This window comes from Arthrobacter psychrolactophilus (genome assembly GCF_003219795.1).
Lineage (GTDB): Bacteria > Actinomycetota > Actinomycetes > Actinomycetales > Micrococcaceae > Specibacter > Specibacter psychrolactophilus.
The window spans coordinates 194,340-210,558 of the sequence record NZ_QJVC01000003.1 but is presented as its reverse complement, the minus strand read 5'-3'; the positions used below and the strand labels follow the sequence as shown (position 1 = coordinate 210,558).

Here is a 16,219-nt window from a genome sequence, read left to right as displayed (position 1 = left end):
CAGTTCCTTGACTTTCGGGGAGCAGCTCATGCTTTGGCGCAATTGGTGAGGGGCTACTTAAGCCGCACCACCTCGCCAAGGAGACGTCCCGCCGTCGTACTTGTTCCGCTGATGCTCCAGGAGGTGTCGGGGACGAAGTAGCCGCGGGTCACGTCAGCTTCGGTGACGGAGTGGCGCGGGGTGCTGCAGACGTAGGAGGCGCCCGCCGTGAGGTTCTTGTAGCGGCAATTGCCGATGCCCTCGGGGATAAAGGGAGAGAAATTGCCCGCGGTCGGCGTGACGGTGAGGGTGCCCGGTGTGGTGTTTTGCACGGAGAACTTGTAACTCACGGTCTCACCGACTGCGTAGGGTGAGGTCGTGACGTTGCGGATGTCGGTCAACGTGCCAGCGATAGTGACGCCCGCGATCGTGGCGCCAGGAGTCTGGACTCCGCTCCCGAGAGGGACGGGGCGGCCTAAGACTTTCCCGCTTCCGGTCGCGGCACCGGACACGGTCCAGGTGGTTTCGGGGACAAAGTAACCGGCGGCGAGCTCGTCGGCCGTGATGGTGTGCAGCGGTGTGCTGCAGTTGTAGGAGCTGCCAGCTGTCAGGGTTCCGTAGCGGCAGTTACCCGTGCCCGGTGAGACGAAGGGCGCAAAATTACCGGCAGTCGGGGTGACCGTGACGGTACCGGCGTTGCTGTTTTTGACCGTGAAGCTGTAGGGAACTTGCTCGCCGGCGGTGTACGGGTTGGTGGTGAGGTCGCGGGAGGTGCTGGTGGGCAGGCCCGAGATGGTCACGCCGGCGATGGTGGTGGGCACGGCAGGAACGGGCGGAACACAGCTGTTGAGCCAGTCATCGCTGAATTTGGAGAAGGTGATGCCGTTGACGTAGTTGGACTCGTACAGCACACCGATCTGGCCGATTCCAGGCGCGTCACGGTGGAGTAACCCGAGGAGCCGGGGCGGATGACGCGCGGCACACCCCACGTCACGCCGTCGTCGCAAGAGACGCGGGCGGAGACATTTTGGCGCACATTGGCGTCGTTGGCATTGGTGAAGATCAGCTTCTTGGCGTCATCCGATCCGGCCGGGGCGTCCGGGAAGAGTCGGGTGATGGCGGCGTTGTTGGCCGGATCCACGAGGCTGGTGTCCAGGGTGACGGGGCCATAGCTGTGTCCGCCGTCAGTTGAGATGGCGACCTTGCGGGCATTATCCGCTGCGTTATTGGAGCGGGAGTTGAGCATGATGCGGCCGTCGGAGAGCTCCACGGTCTTGTTCTCATCCATTTTGCTGCCGACGTTCGCGCCCTTGACCCACGTTGCTCCGTGATCGTCGGAATAGACGCTGTAGGCCTGGATGGCGTTGGTGCCATCGCTCTGGCGGACGTCTCCGGCGAATTGCTGGATCAGGCGGCCGGCGTAGGTGCCGTACTTGAGTTGGATGCCTTCGCCGGAACTGGCGAACATGCCGCGCACATCTCCGGGCTGCGGGTTGCTGGCGCTGCTTCCGGGCTTGACCACATTGGTGATGAGACGGGGCGTGCTCCAGGTTAGGCCGCCGTCGCTGGATTCGGAGACCTGGGCGCTGATGATATTGCGGTTGGCATCGTCGTTGCCAAAGGTGCTGGCCACGAAGCCGACATCCTTGGAATAGACGGAAAAGAGGAACAGCTTGCCGGCTTCGGCGTCGTAGATGAAGCTGGGATCGCTGTAGCCGTACTTGTTGGTGCCTTGGAACCCGGCCAGGATGGTGCGCTGGGTGTCCCATGTGGCGCCGCCATCTGTGCTGCGTCGCATGACGATGGAGTTGGGATTGGGGGAGTCTGCGGCGCTGGTGGGGCGGCCATCCCAGGCAGCCACAACTACGTTATTGCCCAGGTAGCTCAGCGCGGGAATGCGATAGGCGGCAAAGGGGCTGACTACGGTGGGTGCCAAATTCTGCTCCGCGAAGGTTCCCGGTGCGTCGGTGGGTGCCGCGGTGGACGGTGATGCCGCCAGCAGTGCACCCGCCAACATAACTACCGCACCAACAGTGGCTGTTGCTGCGCGGCCAAAGTTGCCGATTTTTCCATGGTGGTTTCGATACATCCCAGTCCTCTCGAAGCGACCGGCAGGACCGGACGCAAGTGATCCGTGCCCGTCGATGGGCACGCGGATTCGGTGCAAACTACATTTCAGGAGGTTCCGCGCCCGATGGCTACAAGATGAGACCTGCGCCACGTCGGATGTAGAACGTCCAACAAACATAGTGATCCCAATCACATGCGTCAAATGTGTGACCAGCCGTGATGTCACGTGATGGTGCTGGTTTTCCAGCCGCTGAGCCTCGGAGGATGCCCATAGTCGAGCTCAAGAGCGCGTCTCTTATGGTGATTCAGATGTTCTCGCGGAAACTCTCAGGGCCGTGTCAACGTTCAGAGCCTTGCCAGTTTGGCCCGGGCAAAGCTGTAGAGTCCGTACGCCATTAGGCCAGAAGCAATCACGAGCAAGATGACTTCACCGAAGGGTAGGGCGACAAGGGCTTTTAGGGCGCCGTCGAGTCCCGAGGCATCCTTTGGGTTCGTCTTAATGGCGGCGACGATGAATAGGACGCCGAGCGTCACGATCGCGATGCCTTTGGCGACGTATCCGGCAATGCCAAGAACCTCGATAGCGGTTTTGGCGTGGCCGGTTGGCACCTCGATGTCCTCGTGGAACTTTCTCCGCGCGCCCTTGACGACAAGGTAACTGCCGATACCGGCCGTGATAAGTCCGACGGCGATGAGCAGGGCCTGCCCGCCGGGCAGGGAGAGGATGGTTCCGCTGGCCTGTTGAGAGCTCGTGGCCGAGTCGGTTGGGTGCCGCAGGGCCAACGACAGGGCAGTGGCGGCCACGGCAACATAGGCGATGGCTTTGCCAAGCGAAACCAGACTGCGAGCCCACCGCTTTTTTGAAGAAGACCCAATGCCAAGGCTGGCTTGCAGAAGCAGCCATAATGCCAAGGCTGTCAGACCCGCAACAGTGACCCACAGAATAATCATCCCGCCGGGCAATTTCACCATCTGGGCGAAAGCACCCGATTGGTCAGATTCGCCTCCCTGATGAGTGGCAATGCGGATGGACAGGTAGCCCATGAGCAAATGCACGAGCCCACTGGCCGCAAAACCGATTCTGGCGATCGTGGTTAGGGCGGGGCTGTTGCCGGCGCGGCTGGCGGCCCGGCGGGCTTCCCTGCCGGCTTTCATGTTCCCTCGACCTGGGATTGTGAGTGTTCGCCGTGGACTTCTTCCCCGCGGATACGAACCGTTCTTGCCGTGTCGATGGCCATGATTCCTCCTATCAACGAAGCGGCTATTGCGGTGACTTTGTCATCCTGATCGTCAGTGCCAGCGGATCGACGGTGACCCGCAGATGAGTGGCCGTGCCGACGTGGTCGCCGTCGAGCTGGAATTCCTGCGGATGCTCCAACTGGATTTCCGCAACCTTGCCCGAGAGGCTTTGTGCCGATTTATTCCTGTTGCGACCCTTGCCAAAGACGCCGGTGACCACGTTGAGCCAACCGAACCGGCCACGGGGAGCGACGACCAGCAGATCCAGGATGCCGTCGCTGATCAGTGCCTCGGGGAAAATCTCGACGCCGCCCATCAGCTTTCCGCAATTGCCCACCATGACGCTGCGGACCCCTCGGTGAACGGTGAGTTTGCCGTCCACGGTGACCTTGGCTGTGGTGGCCTTGCCCGGTAGGTTTCGTATGCCGGATTCGACGTAGGCCAGCCAGCCCACCCTGTCCTTGAGCTCGTCGTTGGTGTTGCCCATAATGGCGGCGTCGTAGCCGAGACCGGCGGCGACTAGGAACAGCTGTTCGTCTTTTCCATGGTCAAGCACGGCGTTGACGACGTCGATCTTGGTCTCAGACCCGGTGAGTATGCCCTTGCCAGCGTTGAGTGGATCGGTGACGTCAATGCCGAGGTTTCGCGCCAAAAGGTTGCCTGTTCCCAAGGGCATCAAGCCCATGGCGGTGCCTGTCCGGGCCATGACTTCTGCAACGGAGCGGACAGTGCCGTCGCCGCCTGCGGCAATGACGACGTCGACCCCCGCCGCCAGGGCTTGGCGGGTCTGCCCGGCGCCTGGGTCGTCCTCCGTAGTTTCCAGCCACAACGGTTCGACCCACCCGGACTCGGCGCAAAGCTGCAGGAAATCTGCCTTGAAGTTCTCGTCCGGGAGTTTCATTGGATTGATGACGACGGCGGCACGTTTGTCCTGCCGAAGCTGCTGTTCTGCCATGAGGACCTCGTAAGTTCGTGTTGGTCGAGTGGAACTGAATCCTAACCCGAACGGATCCGGGTAGTGTCCTGCCGAGCTAGGGGGCGTCGAGAATTTAGAGCAGGCCAATCTCTTTCATTTGCATTGCTAGACCGGCCCCATCCGGTGCCGAAACCCACGATACGGCCCCATGCTCGGCCATGGGGGAGTCCTCAGGGGCGCGCCCACCAGCCAGCAGGGCCTCCCCGGTGGAAAGCTGACGAATCGCGACGGCTGCGGTCTGGGTGGCATGGGTTCGGGCGAATTCGGCGTAGATTTCGGGGTCGTGCTGCCCGTCGTCGCCCACTAGGAGCCACCGCACGCTAGGGAATTCCCGGGCGAGTCGCTCCAGATTCTTGTGCTTATGCTCGCGGCCGCTGCGGAACCAGTGCTGCCTGGTTGGGCCCCAATCGGTGAGCAGAAGTACGCCGTCGGGATACAAATTGCGGGCCAGAAAGCGGGCAAGAGCCGGGGCTACATTCCACGCACCGGTCGAGAGATAGAGGATTGGCGCACCTGGATGCTGCGCCATGACCCGATCGAGCATGACGGCCATGCCGGGGGTAGGTGTTCGCGCCCTCTCGCTCAACACCAGTGTGTTCCACAAGGCCAGTAGCGGTCGAGGCAATGCGGTGACCATGACGGTGTCATCGATGTCGCAGACAATGCCGAAGGTTGCTTGCGGGTCGACGATCTGAATACGCGCCTCGGCCGGGGCTGCGCCCTGGCTGCGCAGGGTGATGGTGTGCCAGCCCGGTGATAATTGGGCGTCCAGGAGAACGTCCACGAGCCCACCGCCGTCTGCCTGGACCGAATGGCTGACGCCACCCATCTCAACCTCCACGTGGCTGTGCCGGATGGGAACGCTGGTAAATGACTTCCAACCGCGCAGCTTGCCGCTCGTGGCACCGCCCGACTTGCCCGTCAGGACCACCCTGGCCAACACGCGCACCCAGGTGGTATTGCCGTATCCGGGATAAGCGACGATGGTCGGAACGTCACCCGTTGCGGTAGCCATCCGTGTGCGAAGAGCGTGAACGGCATCGGCGACATGCATGAGCGTTCCGAGCAGCGCTCGCGCTGAAGGTTTTGGTGGGGAAGCTGCTTGCCCGTTGGTCTCGTCGGAGAGGGGTTTGCGCGAAGACGTAACCATGAGTTCACTGTCCCACACGACTGGACGCTCGCGCGAGCGATTCATGACACGGGCGGCAAAATACCGGACTAGGCACGGCCGTATTGCAGGAAATTCACTGGTGTCCAGAAAATCCGCGAGGCTCGCCCGGGGTCGTGACTATTATGCGGCCGTTCGTTCAACGATGCTCCCGGCGGGCGTCGCATCATGATCGGATGGAAGTAAAGATGGCACCGCTAAGCCGTGCAGCGTCGCTCCTGGAATCGGGAGCCCAGACATTCAGCCTGGGGCCCGGCGCCGCCACGACGATTACCGGTGAACTCAAGGCGGATGGCATCAACGAAGTCGGGCTCCATCCTCCAGGGGGAAGGAGCTGGCCAAACTGTCATCACGGTGACCACGAGCTCCAGCCACACCGAATTGCTGTCCTTGACGGTAGCCGTTTAGGCCTTCTTAGCGGCCAGAGAAGAGTGCCCGGAAAGATCCACAGCCACGGCCTGCACGGGCCGTGGCTTGGGGATGCACAGCGCCAAAATGCCTGCCACCACCGCGGCGCCGAGCGCTACTGAGAAACCCAACTGGAAACCACCCACGGTGGGGGCCGAGCCTCCGGAGCTGGAGGCTGCAAGAATGGCCCCCATGACGGCGGCGGAACTACCCGTACCGAGAGAACGCATGAGGGAGTTCAAACCATTGGCTGCCCCGGTTTCCGTTGCGTCCACGGCACCCATAATTAGCATGGGCATCGAGGCAAAGCCGATGCCGATCCCGGCCCCAATGAACGCGTTGGCGAGCATGACCTGCCAGATTTCCGTCGCAGCCAGCAGGGCTAGGACGTAGGAGAGGGAAATGATGATGGCGCTCGTGACGAGGGTGACTCGTCCACCAACCGTGTTGTTCATTCGGGCCGCAACCGGGGCCATGGCGATCTGCACGAGTCCTGCCGGGGCGAGAATCAGTCCCATGGCGAGCAGCGACATACCCAGCCCAACGCCCGTGCTCGTGGGGAGTTCGAGAATTTGCGGGAACAAGATGGCCGACGAGAAGAAGGCGAAACCCAGGGCAACGGAGGCCAGATTAGTCATGAGAATCGTCGGGCGAGCCGCCACGCGCAAGTCGACCACGGGATGAGCCAGCCGCAGCTCAAAGGCGCCCCACGCAATGAGCACCAGGATACCGCCGACGCCGAATCCCAGGGTCAGCGGGGAGGTCCAGCCCCACGCGTTGCCCTGTGCGATGGCGATGAGAAGGCCCGAGAGCCCGGCTGAGAGTCCCAAGGCGCCCAGGTAATCAAAGCCACCCGAGACAAAAGCTCGATCCTTCGGAACAATCCACGCAATGAGCCCAAGCAGTGCCAATCCCAAGCCCGAGGCAATCCAGAACAACGCGTGCCAATCCATGGTCTCTGCAATCAAGGCGCTAATGGGCAGACCCAATGCGGAGCCAAATCCAAAGGAGGCACTGATGAGTGCCACGGCGCCACCCACCCGCTTCGCCGGAAGTTGATCTCGCATCACCGCGATGCCCAGCGGTATCACACCGCTCATGAGGCCCTGCATGGCACGGCCCACGAGCAATAACGGCAAACTCGTAGAGACCGCGGCGAGAATATTGCCGAGAATCAAGGTCATGAGCAAGATCAAAATGATCCGACGCTTACCAAAAAGATCGCCCAACCGGCCGGAAATTGGCGTGGCGATGGCGGAGGTCAGGAGCGTGATCGTGACGACCCAGGCCGTTGCCTCTCGGGGAGCGTCCATGAGCTGCGGAAGTTGTGCCTGAATGGGCATGACCAAGGTGAACATAAACGAGGCGCACGCGCCCGTCACCGCCAAAACGGCGATGAGCGGCCATGACCGTTGATCTGTACTGAGAGCTCGAGCTTTGCGCATTGCTTCTTTCGTAGAGTCCGGAGGACCCATTCTGTCACCAGCAACGCCGTCGGTGAGAAAAATGGTCCTAGTAACGGCAAGCGGTTGCATGTGCGGATCTATTCCCGCCGCAGCATAATGTCCACGTGATGGTTGTGAGCGGGGACACTGTTGTTTCCGTTAGCATGGGCGCATGCGATGGTTTCTCCGATGAGGCGGGAAGCGTCTTTCGGCGCCCATCCCTCCCCGGGGTTACCCCGGGGCACGCAGTTTTGCCTGATCCATGCACCTCGGATGCGTCGTTGCGCTCCGCGCAACTGGGCAACCGAACAGACAGCCAGGTCATCGGAGAAACCATCGCAGTCCTAAATCCAAACATCGCCCACATAACTCCCGCCTCCGCAACGCTTAAGCGCACGCCCCGGCCTTCAACGTTGGCCGTGACGGAGACCCTCGCGCAGGCCTTCCTCGCCGCCCCGCAATGGAACAAGGCTGCGCTCATGGCGGCTGGCGCGCACGTTTTAGGTGCACGCCGGCGTTGGCTGGGGCCACTTGTCAGCGACGTTTTGCGAGGGTATCTCCGTGCGCCCGTGGATGCTCCGCGTGAGCTGGCGGCTAGGATTCATCATGCCGAGCCCTTCGTTGAGGCGCTGGCCAAGGCCGCCCAGCAGCGCAAACCCATCCGCCTGGCCCACTACGTGCTTGCGCCCGCGGTGGCCAGGGAGAATGCGCCGCGCCAAACGCCCCGGATCAACAATCTCGGCGATCTTGCGCACCTGCTCGAACTCACGCCGGGCGAACTGGAATGGTTCGCCGACACGCGCCACTGGAACCGCATGGCCACACGAAAACTCCAGCATTATCGCTACGAGTGGCGCGTGCGACCGGGCCGTCTGCCGCGTCTGCTGGAGGTCCCGGCTCCGCGCCTGCGGGCCATCCAGCGAATCATTCTGCACAAACTTCTCTACCTCATTGAGCTGCACGACGCGGCGCACGGCTTCGTCCCGGGCCGCAGTGCCGTGACAGGAGCCGCGCAGCACACTGGCCAAGAGGTGGTGATGAATCTCGACCTCGTAAGCTTCTTCGCCAAAGTCACCGCCGGCAAGGTCTTTGGCGCCCTGCGGAAGGCCGGATTCCCCGAGGCCGTGGCCCACCGACTGGCGGGGATCTGCACGCATCGGGTGCCACCGCGCATACTTGCCCTCATGCCACCCGGCGGCGATCCGGCGGAGCGTTTTGCCCTGCGACAGGCACTCTCGCTACCTCATCTTCCTCAGGGTTCACCCACCTCGCCGATGCTGGCCAACCTCTCCGTGCGCCGGCTCGACTCCCGGCTCGCTGGCCTGAGTGAAAAGTTCGACGGCGTGTACACCCGGTACGCCGACGACCTCGCCTTCAGTGGTGGCAAGGACCTTGCCCGCCGTGCCGACGCCTTCGTTGCGGCTGTCACAGCCATCGTTCGCGACGATGGGCACCGGATCAATCGCCTGAAAACTCGGGTGCGCCCGGCTAGCGTCCGCCAAAGTGTGACCAGCGTTGTGGTGAACCAACGCACCAACCCGGCCAGGTCCGACGTCGACCGTTTGAAGGCGATTCTGCACAATTGCCGCACCCGCGGGCCGGAATCACAAAACTGGGACGGGCATCCCGATTTCCGGGGACACCTGCTGGGGCGCATCTCTTGGGTGGCGACGCTCAACCCCGAACGAGGGGCCAAACTGTTGCGCGAATTTCATCGTATCCAGTGGTGAATACGCAGGAAAGCGTCGAGAATTACGGCTCTCGATGTGATTCGCGGCGTCAGAATGGCTTGACCCGGCGGTCAGTGAGCAGATAACGCCCCTAAAACCGTTCTAAACGGCGTTATCTGGCGAGTCAACGTGCGGACGCGGGAGGTGAGGGATGCGCCGTCGTACTTTGGCGAGGCAAACAGCAAAAAGCGGGCCGACCGAGGAGCAGAGCCCCGTGGGTGGCCATAGCTAAGGTGACTTTGCTCAAAAGTGTGGGGTAAAAGTTGGTGTATCAGAAATCTTCCTGACAAGATGTTGGAATGATACCGACGCGGTGTCAGTATCATTTTGGACACTAAATTAGGACGATCAATGTTCCTCGCACTTCGCGAACTGCGGTTTGCCCGCGGCCGCTTCACCCTGATGGGCGGTGTCATAGCGCTCATTGCCGTGCTTATGGTGATGCTCTCAGGCCTCTCCTCTGGGCTCGTCAACGACGGCGTCTCCGGTCTCAAGTCGATGCCGGCCACGGCGTTTGCCTTCGACGAGGGCACCAAGACGGACAACGCCTTCTCCCGGTCCGTGATTGACGATCAGCAGCTGGCCGAGTGGCGCACCATCGACGGCGTGGCTGCCGCCGAGAAAATGGGCGTCAGCATGGCTAACACCACGGCCGAAGATGGTACTCAGCTCGACGTGACCTTGTTCGGCGTCGAACCGGGGACGTTCCTTGACCCGGCCATCTCCTCGGGAGCCGGGCTAGGCGCCATCGATGGCATCGTGGTTTCGCCGACCATGAAGGCCGAGGGCGTCGAATTGGGCACGGTCGTCACGCTCGACCGTATTGACACCAAATTGACGGTCATTGGCTTCACCGAAAACCAGGCCACGTTCGGCCACGTTGATGTGGCGTACCTGCCGTTGCACACCTGGCAGCTCATCGCCTCCGGACAGGCCCTGCCCGGTGCTCCCACCGAGGCGCAGCTGTCCGCGCTTGATTTCAGCACCGCCAGCGTTGTTGCCGTTCAGGCGAACGACGGCGTGAAGCTAGACCTTGCGGCGGCCGACGCCATCGCGGGCACCAGCAGTCAGCTGCTCAAGGCCGCCTTCAACGCCTCCCCGGGCTATGAAGCCGAAACCATGACGCTGAGCATGATCCAAATGTTCTTGTACGCGATCTGTGCGCTCGTTGTGGGTGCCTTCTTCACGGTATGGACCATTCAGCGCAAGCATGAGATCGCCGTCCTTCGTGCCATGGGTGCCTCCGCGGGCTACCTGCTCCGCGACGGCTTGGCGCAGGCCGCGATTGTCCTGATCGGTTTCACCGCCGTGGGTCTGGCCGCCGGGCTGGGCCTAGGCGCCATCATGCCCGACGCCATGCCCTTCGCCCTCGAGGCAGCCCCGATCGCCACGGCCACGGCACTGACCATCATCCTCGGTCTGATGGGCGCGGCCATCGCCGTGATCCGCATTTCCAAAATTGACCCGCTCAACGCACTCGGAGGCCAGCGATGACCCTGCAAACACCCGCACCCACAGCCCTCTCCATCCGCAATGCCATGTTGGAAATGGGCGACGGCGACAGCAAGGTCATCGCCCTCGACAACGTCAACCTTGAGGTTGCCGCAGGGGAGTTCCTCGCGATCGTTGGCCCCTCCGGCTCCGGAAAGTCCTCACTGCTGGCCGTTGCCGGAGCGCTTTCTGCTCCTGATTCGGGCAGCGTGAGCGTCAATGGACAGGAGCTGGCCGGGCTGAGCCAGGGCAAACTGGCCGCTTTCCGCCTGGCCAACATTGGTTTCGTCTTCCAGTCAGGCAACCTCATCCCGGCACTCTCAGCTGCCGATCAGCTGCGCCTGGTCAACAAGCTCTCCGGCGGTCCGCGCAGCTTCGATCCGCTGCCGCTGCTGGAATCTGTGGGCATGGCGCACCGAGCCAGCAACCGTCCCGGTCAGCTCTCCGGTGGTGAGCGCCAGCGCGTGGGTATTGCGCGCGCCCTCGTTTCGGGAGCCAAGCTCCTCCTCGTCGATGAGCCCACGGCGTCCCTGGACCGCGCCCGCAGCCACGAGGTCGTGGAGCTGCTGGCCCGCGAGAGCCGTGAGCACGGTGTCGCCACCATCATGGTGACGCACGATCACGAGGTGCTCGGCGCCTGCGACCGCGTGCTGGAAATGGTGGACGGCAAGCTCAGCGCCCCGGTCTCCGTCGCCTAAGGTGACCACCTGAAAAGCGGACGACGGCGCCCGGCTAGAGGTGCGCCGTCGTCCGCGATACTGTTGCTAGCTAAGCAGACGCCACGCAAAGGATCCTCAAGTGCCAAAAATTAGTGCCTCGACGGTGGCCGCGCATCGTGCGTCCCAGGAGCGGGCGTTGTTGGATGCGGCTCACGAGCTGCTGCGGGAGACGTTGACGGCGCCCACCATGGCCGGGGTGGCGCAGCGTGCTGGCTTGTCGCGGCCGAGCGTGTACCAATATTTCGCGTCGCAGCAGGATCTGTTGCAGGCCTTGGTGCGCGATATTTTTCCGCGCTGGACGGAGCGCGTGACCGGTGCCATGGCTGCCGCGCCCACGAAGGCCGACAGCATTTTGGCCTATGCCACCGCGAACGTTGACCTCGTGGCGGAGGGCGCGCACGCCGTGGGATCCGCGCTGGCAACCCTCGCGCCCGGGGCGGAACTCAATGAGCAGGCTGGCCGGATGCATCGGCAGCTGCAGGAACCGCTCATCGCGGCGCTGACCGAGCTCGGGGTGTCGGACCCCACGGCTCTCGCCGAGCTGATCAACGCCGTGGTGCACGCCGGAACTCGCATGATCGAATCCGGACAGGACGTCAAAGACGTCCACCTCCACTTCAAAACGCTGCTGGGTCCCTTCGTGGCCGAATTGCGGCATGACGAAAGCTCTCGAACCACAGGAGAGCCCTCGGAGGCCGTTTCTTAGACGAGGGAGTCCTGCCAGGCGCCATGGAGTTTGGCGAAGCGTCCGCCGTCGGAAATCAACTCGGCCGGGGAGCCATCCTCCACGATCTTGCCCTCGTGAACCACCAGCACCCGATCGGCCATGGCCACGGTGGAGAGCCGGTGCGCGATAATCAACGCCGTCCGCCCACTCACGGCACCCTGGGCACCCAAGAGCCTTTGCAGCCCGCTCTGAACCATGCGTTCGGAGGGGATATCGAGCGAGGACGTGGCCTCATCCAAGATCAGCACGGCCGGATTGGCCAGGAACGCGCGGGCAAAGGAGATGAGCTGGCGCTGCCCGGCGGAGACCCGGCCACCGCGCTTGTTCACATCGGTGTCGTAACCATCCGGCAGGGCCCTGATGAAATCATCGGCTCCCACATCGCGGGCGGCCGCCTCAATCTGTTCCCGCGTCGCGGCGGGATTGCCCAGCGCAATATTGTCGGCGACGGAGCCGCTGAACAAGAACGCCTCCTGCGTCACCATGACAATTGCCCGGCGCAAGTCGGCGGTGGAGAGCTCACGCAATTCCACGCCGTCGAGCGTTAACGAGCCTTCCGTGACGTCATAAAAGCGCGACATGAGCTTGGCGAGGGTGGACTTTCCGGCGCCCGTGGCACCCACCACGGCCACGGTCTGACCGGCCGGAATGTGTAGGTTCAGGCGCGGCAGAACCACCGGACCCGTGCCATATCGGAACTCGGCATCGGTGAATCGGATGTCGCCGCTGGCCTGGGGGAGCGCGACCGGGTGGCGCGGAGGGCGCACGGTGGGGACTTCTTCGAGCAGGCCGGAGACCTTTTCCAAGGCGGCCTGGGCGGACTGGAAGGAGTTGTAGAACATGGCCATCTGGCTTACGGGCTGGAAGAACCGCTTGGTCGCCAGTAGCAAGGCCAGCAGAGCGCCCACCTCGAGCGCACTGTGCAGCACACGGAAACCACCGGCCAGGAGCACCACGGCCACGGCAACGTTTCCGATCAGCACCAGGCCGGGCTGGAAGACGCCGTTGAGGTTGATGGAGCGCACCGTCACCCGGCGGTAGTCCTCGGCGAGCTCGTCGTAGCGGGCCGCATTGGCGTCCTCGCGGCGGAAGGCCTTGACCGCGCGAATACCCGTCATGGTCTCGACGAAATGCACGATCAAGCGGGCCGAGACCACGCGGGAGGAACGGTAGGCGGACTGCGAATGCTTTTGATACCAGCGCGAGAGCAGGAACATCGGGATCGCGGTGGCCATGACCAGCAGGCCCGTGATCCAGTCGAGTGAGAAGATCGAGACGGCCGTCAACGCCATGAACACCAGGCCCGAGGCGAGCGAGGAAATACCCGAATCGAGGAGCTCGCGCAGGGCCTCAAGATCGGAGGTCTGGCGCGAGATGATGCGCCCTGAGGTGTAACTTTCATGGAATTCCATGCTCAGGCGCTGCGTGTGCCGGAAGACCTGAAGCCGCAGATCCAGCAACATGGCCTGACTCAGGCGCGCCGTGGCCGTGAGGTAGGCGGCGGTCAGCCAGGAAGCGAGCAATGCGGCCACGACGTACCCACCGCCGGTCAGGATGAGGGGCAGGGGATCGGAATCGGGCGTGGCAGTTAGAGCGGGGAGCGCCGTGTCGATGCCGAAGGCAATGAGCAGCGGCCCGGCCACTTTGGCGGCCTGCGAGAGAACCACGAGGGCCACCGTGATGGCAAAACGCACCCGCACCGGGCGCAGCAGTGCGCCGAGCAGGCGGACAGAGCGCTGGCGTACGGCGCGGCTGTCGTCCCGGCTGAGATCAACGCGGTCCTCATCTGTGGTGCCCTGTGGTGTGGCGTTCCTAGCAGGCTTGTCTTTGCGGCTCATGCGCCGGCTCCCTGGTCCTTGTGTGTCAGTGGTGTGGCGCCGAGCTCATCGGAGGGCTCGCCGGAAAGTTCGGCGTCACTATCCAGATCTCGGGGTTCCTCCGTGAGGCTGGCGAGTACATAGCGGTAGTGCTCATTGCCGGCTAAGAGTTCGGCGTGCGTGCCGACGGCGGTGATGCGGCCATCCTGTAGCAGCGCCACGCGGTCAGCCATGGACACGGTGGACGGGCGGTGAGCCACGATCAAGGTGGTGGTGCCGGCGAGTTCCTCGCGCAGCCGATCCATGACGCGTTCCTCGGTGTTGACGTCCAGGGCAGAGAGCGGATCATCCAGCACCAGCAGGGCAGGGCGGGCCGCGATGGCGCGCGCCAGTGCAATACGTTGGCGCTGACCGCCGGAAAGGCTCAGACCTTCCTCGCCAATGAGGGTCTCGACGCCGTCGGCCAAGGTATGGGCGAATCCGGCCTGCGCCACCTCGAGCGCCCGTTCCAGCGCAGCCTCGTTGAGTTCCGGGGAGGATTCTCCTTGTTCGGCGGCACCCAGGAGCACGTTCTCGCGCACCGAATGCGAGAACAACGTGGTGTCCTCGAACGCCACGGACACGTGGCGGCGCAGATCGTTCAGGGACAGCTGACGGATATCGACCCCGTCGAGCGAAATGGTGCCGGAGCTGACATCGTAGAGGCGCGGCACCAGATTCAGGAGCGCGCTCTTGCCGCTGCCCGTGATGCCGACCAGGGCCATGGTTTCGCCGGCCTGCAGGGTTAGATCAACGCCGTTAAGCAGATCCGTGGTGCCTTCGGGGCTGTCTGGGAATCGGAAGTGCACGTCGCGAAATTCCAGCTCTCCGCGCACGGTGTCGAGCTGGACCGGGTGTTCCGGATCGGTGATGGTGTTGGTGGAGTCGATGACCTCAAAGTGCCGATCGAGCGCCGTCTTGGCGGCGAACGTCATGGCCAGCAGCGGTCCCATGGCCTCGACTGGCCCAGCCACGACGGCAGCCGTGGCGAAAAACGCGACGAGAGCTCCGACGTCGAGCCTGCCGTTGGAGACCAAAAGGATCCCGACCACGAGACCCGCGCCAAGGGCCAACTCTGGCAGCAGCGTGACCACGAGCGAGAAGACGGCGAGCGATTTGGCCTTGTGAATCTCGGTGGCCTGCAGCTCCTGCGCCTGCTCCTCGAAGGAATCGAGGGCCTCGCGGCCGCGACCAAAGGCCTTGAGCACGCGGATGCCGTGGACGGATTCCTCCACGGTGGTGGCCAGGTCGCCGGCCTGATCCTGACTCTTGCGGCTCGCGCGCCCGTAGGAGCGGCGGAAGCGGAAGCCAAAGATGGCGATCGGCGCGGCGGCGGCGAGGAAAATCAGTCCCAGCTCCCAACTCATTGAGAACATGAGCCCCACGCCGATGACCACCGTCAGGGCCGTCACGACGAGCATGATCGCGCCGAAGGCCATCCAGCGGCGCATGAAGTTCAGGTCGCTCATGGCCCGGCTCAGGAGTTGCCCGGAACCCCAGCGGTCGTGAAATTCGACGGCGAGACGCTGCACATGCGCGTAGAACGAGGTGCGCATGCGGGTTTCGACCGTCGTGACCGGGACGATGACAAATTGCCGTCGCAGGGAGATGAGTCCCGCCTCGAGCACACCTAAGAGCAGTACGACGCCGGCCCCCACCCACAGCGCCCCCGTCCCGTTCCCGGGAACTAACGCCGTGTTCACCAGGATGCGGTAGATCTGCGGGACGGCCAGAGCCACACCGCTTGCCGCCAACGCTGAGAGGAAACCCCAAAATAACGGCCATCGGATGGGGTGCAGTTGCGGGGCCAAACGGCTGAGCGTTTGGAAGAGTGTGGTGGTGTTTTTATGTGCCATACGTTTGTGCGACTGCCCCCATAATGCTGAAATGCTGTGGATTTTCTACCCTACGCTAGCGCCAGCGATGCCGATGGTTAGTTCGAATCATTACCTCAGTGTTCACAGCATTTCGAAAGGAACCATGTCCTTAGGATAGGCTTACCTAAATTATCCGTGCGATGGGTACTGACGCCGTCTGAATGCCATCGCGCGGGCCTGGTTAAGTCATGTCAAGGAGTAGCGGGGCACACTATGCGCGCAGTAATCTTTCCCACCGTTAATAACGAAAACCACCTGTTTGGCCTAGCCAGTCATCTCTGGATCGACGATCATCTGTATCCCACCGTCCATAACCGGCAAGATAGCTATGCGCTGCCGGCTTATGAAATTGACGGACCGTGGGTGTATCCCAGTCGATACAACACCGCCCTATCGTCGGAGTATCCCGTGTACATGTTTGAGCATGGTTACTTTGTGGCCACCGGTCACGGCGCGGAACCGGCGGGGCTGCCGATCTTTAGTATCAGGTGCTCCTGCCTGCCGCAGCTAGGCGATTGATGTCGCTGTTAGCGT

13 protein-coding genes are annotated in these 16,219 nt (G+C 62.9%); 5 read left to right on the top strand and 8 right to left on the bottom strand.

What is annotated here, in order from left to right; all coding sequences use genetic code 11:
• Positions 1–53 precede the first annotated feature (53 nt).
• The 6 genes from CVS30_RS18265 to CVS30_RS05360 all read right to left on the bottom strand — a co-directional run bounded on the left by CVS30_RS18265 (position 54) and on the right by CVS30_RS05360 (position 7,285).
• Positions 54–800 (bottom strand): hypothetical protein, encoded by a 747-nt coding sequence (locus CVS30_RS18265; protein WP_245934445.1) that lies wholly within the window; start codon positions 798–800, stop codon positions 54–56.
• The gene (locus tag CVS30_RS18260) at positions 776–2,068 is read right to left on the bottom strand and encodes a sialidase family protein (protein WP_245934444.1); all 1,293 of its coding nucleotides are present in this window, start codon (positions 2,066–2,068) and stop codon (positions 776–778) included. Before CVS30_RS18260 ends, CVS30_RS18265 begins: the two co-directional genes overlap by 25 nt.
• Before the next feature lie 326 nt (positions 2,069–2,394).
• On the bottom strand, positions 2,395–3,204 hold the full coding sequence (locus CVS30_RS05375) for a DUF1206 domain-containing protein (RefSeq protein ID WP_110484297.1): 810 nt from the start codon (positions 3,202–3,204) through the stop codon (positions 2,395–2,397).
• A gap of 106 nt (positions 3,205–3,310) precedes the next feature.
• Positions 3,311–4,243: a diacylglycerol/lipid kinase family protein gene (locus tag CVS30_RS05370; RefSeq protein WP_110484296.1), complete on the bottom strand. Its 933-nt coding sequence runs from the start codon at positions 4,241–4,243 to the stop codon at positions 3,311–3,313.
• Positions 4,244–4,337: 94 nt separating this feature from the next.
• Positions 4,338–5,414 (bottom strand): App1 family protein phosphatidate phosphatase, encoded by a 1,077-nt coding sequence (locus CVS30_RS05365; protein WP_245934443.1) that lies wholly within the window; start codon positions 5,412–5,414, stop codon positions 4,338–4,340.
• 422 nt (positions 5,415–5,836) lie between these two features.
• A complete protein-coding gene (locus tag CVS30_RS05360) occupies positions 5,837–7,285 on the bottom strand; it encodes an MFS transporter (RefSeq protein WP_110484294.1) in 1,449 nt (482 codons plus the stop codon).
• Positions 7,286–7,413: 128 nt separating this feature from the next.
• Between CVS30_RS05360 and CVS30_RS05355 the strand changes: the two genes are divergently transcribed.
• The 4 genes from CVS30_RS05355 (at position 7,414) to CVS30_RS05340 (ending at position 11,931) form a co-directional block, all read left to right on the top strand.
• The gene (locus CVS30_RS05355; protein WP_110484293.1) at positions 7,414–9,015 is read left to right on the top strand and encodes a reverse transcriptase family protein; all 1,602 of its coding nucleotides are present in this window, start codon (positions 7,414–7,416) and stop codon (positions 9,013–9,015) included.
• Between the two features lie 351 nt (positions 9,016–9,366).
• On the top strand, positions 9,367–10,509 hold the full coding sequence (locus CVS30_RS05350) for an ABC transporter permease (protein WP_110484292.1): 1,143 nt from the start codon (positions 9,367–9,369) through the stop codon (positions 10,507–10,509).
• Positions 10,506–11,204, top strand: coding sequence for an ABC transporter ATP-binding protein (locus CVS30_RS05345; protein ID WP_110484291.1), 699 nt, complete (start codon positions 10,506–10,508; stop codon positions 11,202–11,204). Before CVS30_RS05350 ends, CVS30_RS05345 begins: the two co-directional genes overlap by 4 nt.
• A gap of 100 nt (positions 11,205–11,304) precedes the next feature.
• The gene (locus tag CVS30_RS05340; RefSeq protein WP_110484290.1) at positions 11,305–11,931 is read left to right on the top strand and encodes a TetR/AcrR family transcriptional regulator; all 627 of its coding nucleotides are present in this window, start codon (positions 11,305–11,307) and stop codon (positions 11,929–11,931) included.
• Here CVS30_RS05340 and CVS30_RS05335 read toward each other — a convergent pair.
• A complete protein-coding gene (locus tag CVS30_RS05335; protein WP_110484289.1) occupies positions 11,928–13,790 on the bottom strand; it encodes an ABC transporter ATP-binding protein in 1,863 nt (620 codons plus the stop codon). The two genes, CVS30_RS05340 and CVS30_RS05335, sit on opposite strands and share 4 nt — an antisense overlap.
• Entirely contained in the window at positions 13,787–15,664 is a 1,878-nt protein-coding gene (locus CVS30_RS05330) for an ABC transporter ATP-binding protein (protein WP_110484288.1), read from the bottom strand. The genes CVS30_RS05335 and CVS30_RS05330 overlap by 4 nt, the downstream gene beginning before the upstream one ends.
• A 234-nt stretch (positions 15,665–15,898) precedes the next feature.
• Here CVS30_RS05330 and CVS30_RS05325 point away from each other — a divergent pair, with 234 nt between their 5' ends.
• A complete protein-coding gene (locus CVS30_RS05325; protein ID WP_110484287.1) occupies positions 15,899–16,204 on the top strand; it encodes a hypothetical protein in 306 nt (101 codons plus the stop codon).
• Positions 16,205–16,219 lie beyond the last annotated feature (15 nt).

Coding starts and splice junctions, on each gene's coding strand:
- CVS30_RS05325 (WP_110484287.1), top strand. CDS start 15,899: ATGCGCGCAGTAATCTTTCCCACCGTTAATAACGAAAACCACCTGTTT.
- CVS30_RS05345 (WP_110484291.1), top strand. CDS start 10,506: ATGACCCTGCAAACACCCGCACCCACAGCCCTCTCCATCCGCAATGCC.
- CVS30_RS05335 (WP_110484289.1), bottom strand. CDS start 13,790: ATGAGCCGCAAAGACAAGCCTGCTAGGAACGCCACACCACAGGGCACC.
- CVS30_RS05375 (WP_110484297.1), bottom strand. CDS start 3,204: ATGAAAGCCGGCAGGGAAGCCCGCCGGGCCGCCAGCCGCGCCGGCAAC.
- CVS30_RS18260 (WP_245934444.1), bottom strand. CDS start 2,068: ATGTATCGAAACCACCATGGAAAAATCGGCAACTTTGGCCGCGCAGCA.
- CVS30_RS05370 (WP_110484296.1), bottom strand. CDS start 4,243: ATGGCAGAACAGCAGCTTCGGCAGGACAAACGTGCCGCCGTCGTCATC.
- CVS30_RS05330 (WP_110484288.1), bottom strand. CDS start 15,664: ATGGCACATAAAAACACCACCACACTCTTCCAAACGCTCAGCCGTTTG.
- CVS30_RS05365 (WP_245934443.1), bottom strand. CDS start 5,414: ATGGTTACGTCTTCGCGCAAACCCCTCTCCGACGAGACCAACGGGCAA.
- CVS30_RS05355 (WP_110484293.1), top strand. CDS start 7,414: ATGGTTGTGAGCGGGGACACTGTTGTTTCCGTTAGCATGGGCGCATGC.
- CVS30_RS05350 (WP_110484292.1), top strand. CDS start 9,367: ATGTTCCTCGCACTTCGCGAACTGCGGTTTGCCCGCGGCCGCTTCACC.
- CVS30_RS05360 (WP_110484294.1), bottom strand. CDS start 7,285: ATGCGCAAAGCTCGAGCTCTCAGTACAGATCAACGGTCATGGCCGCTC.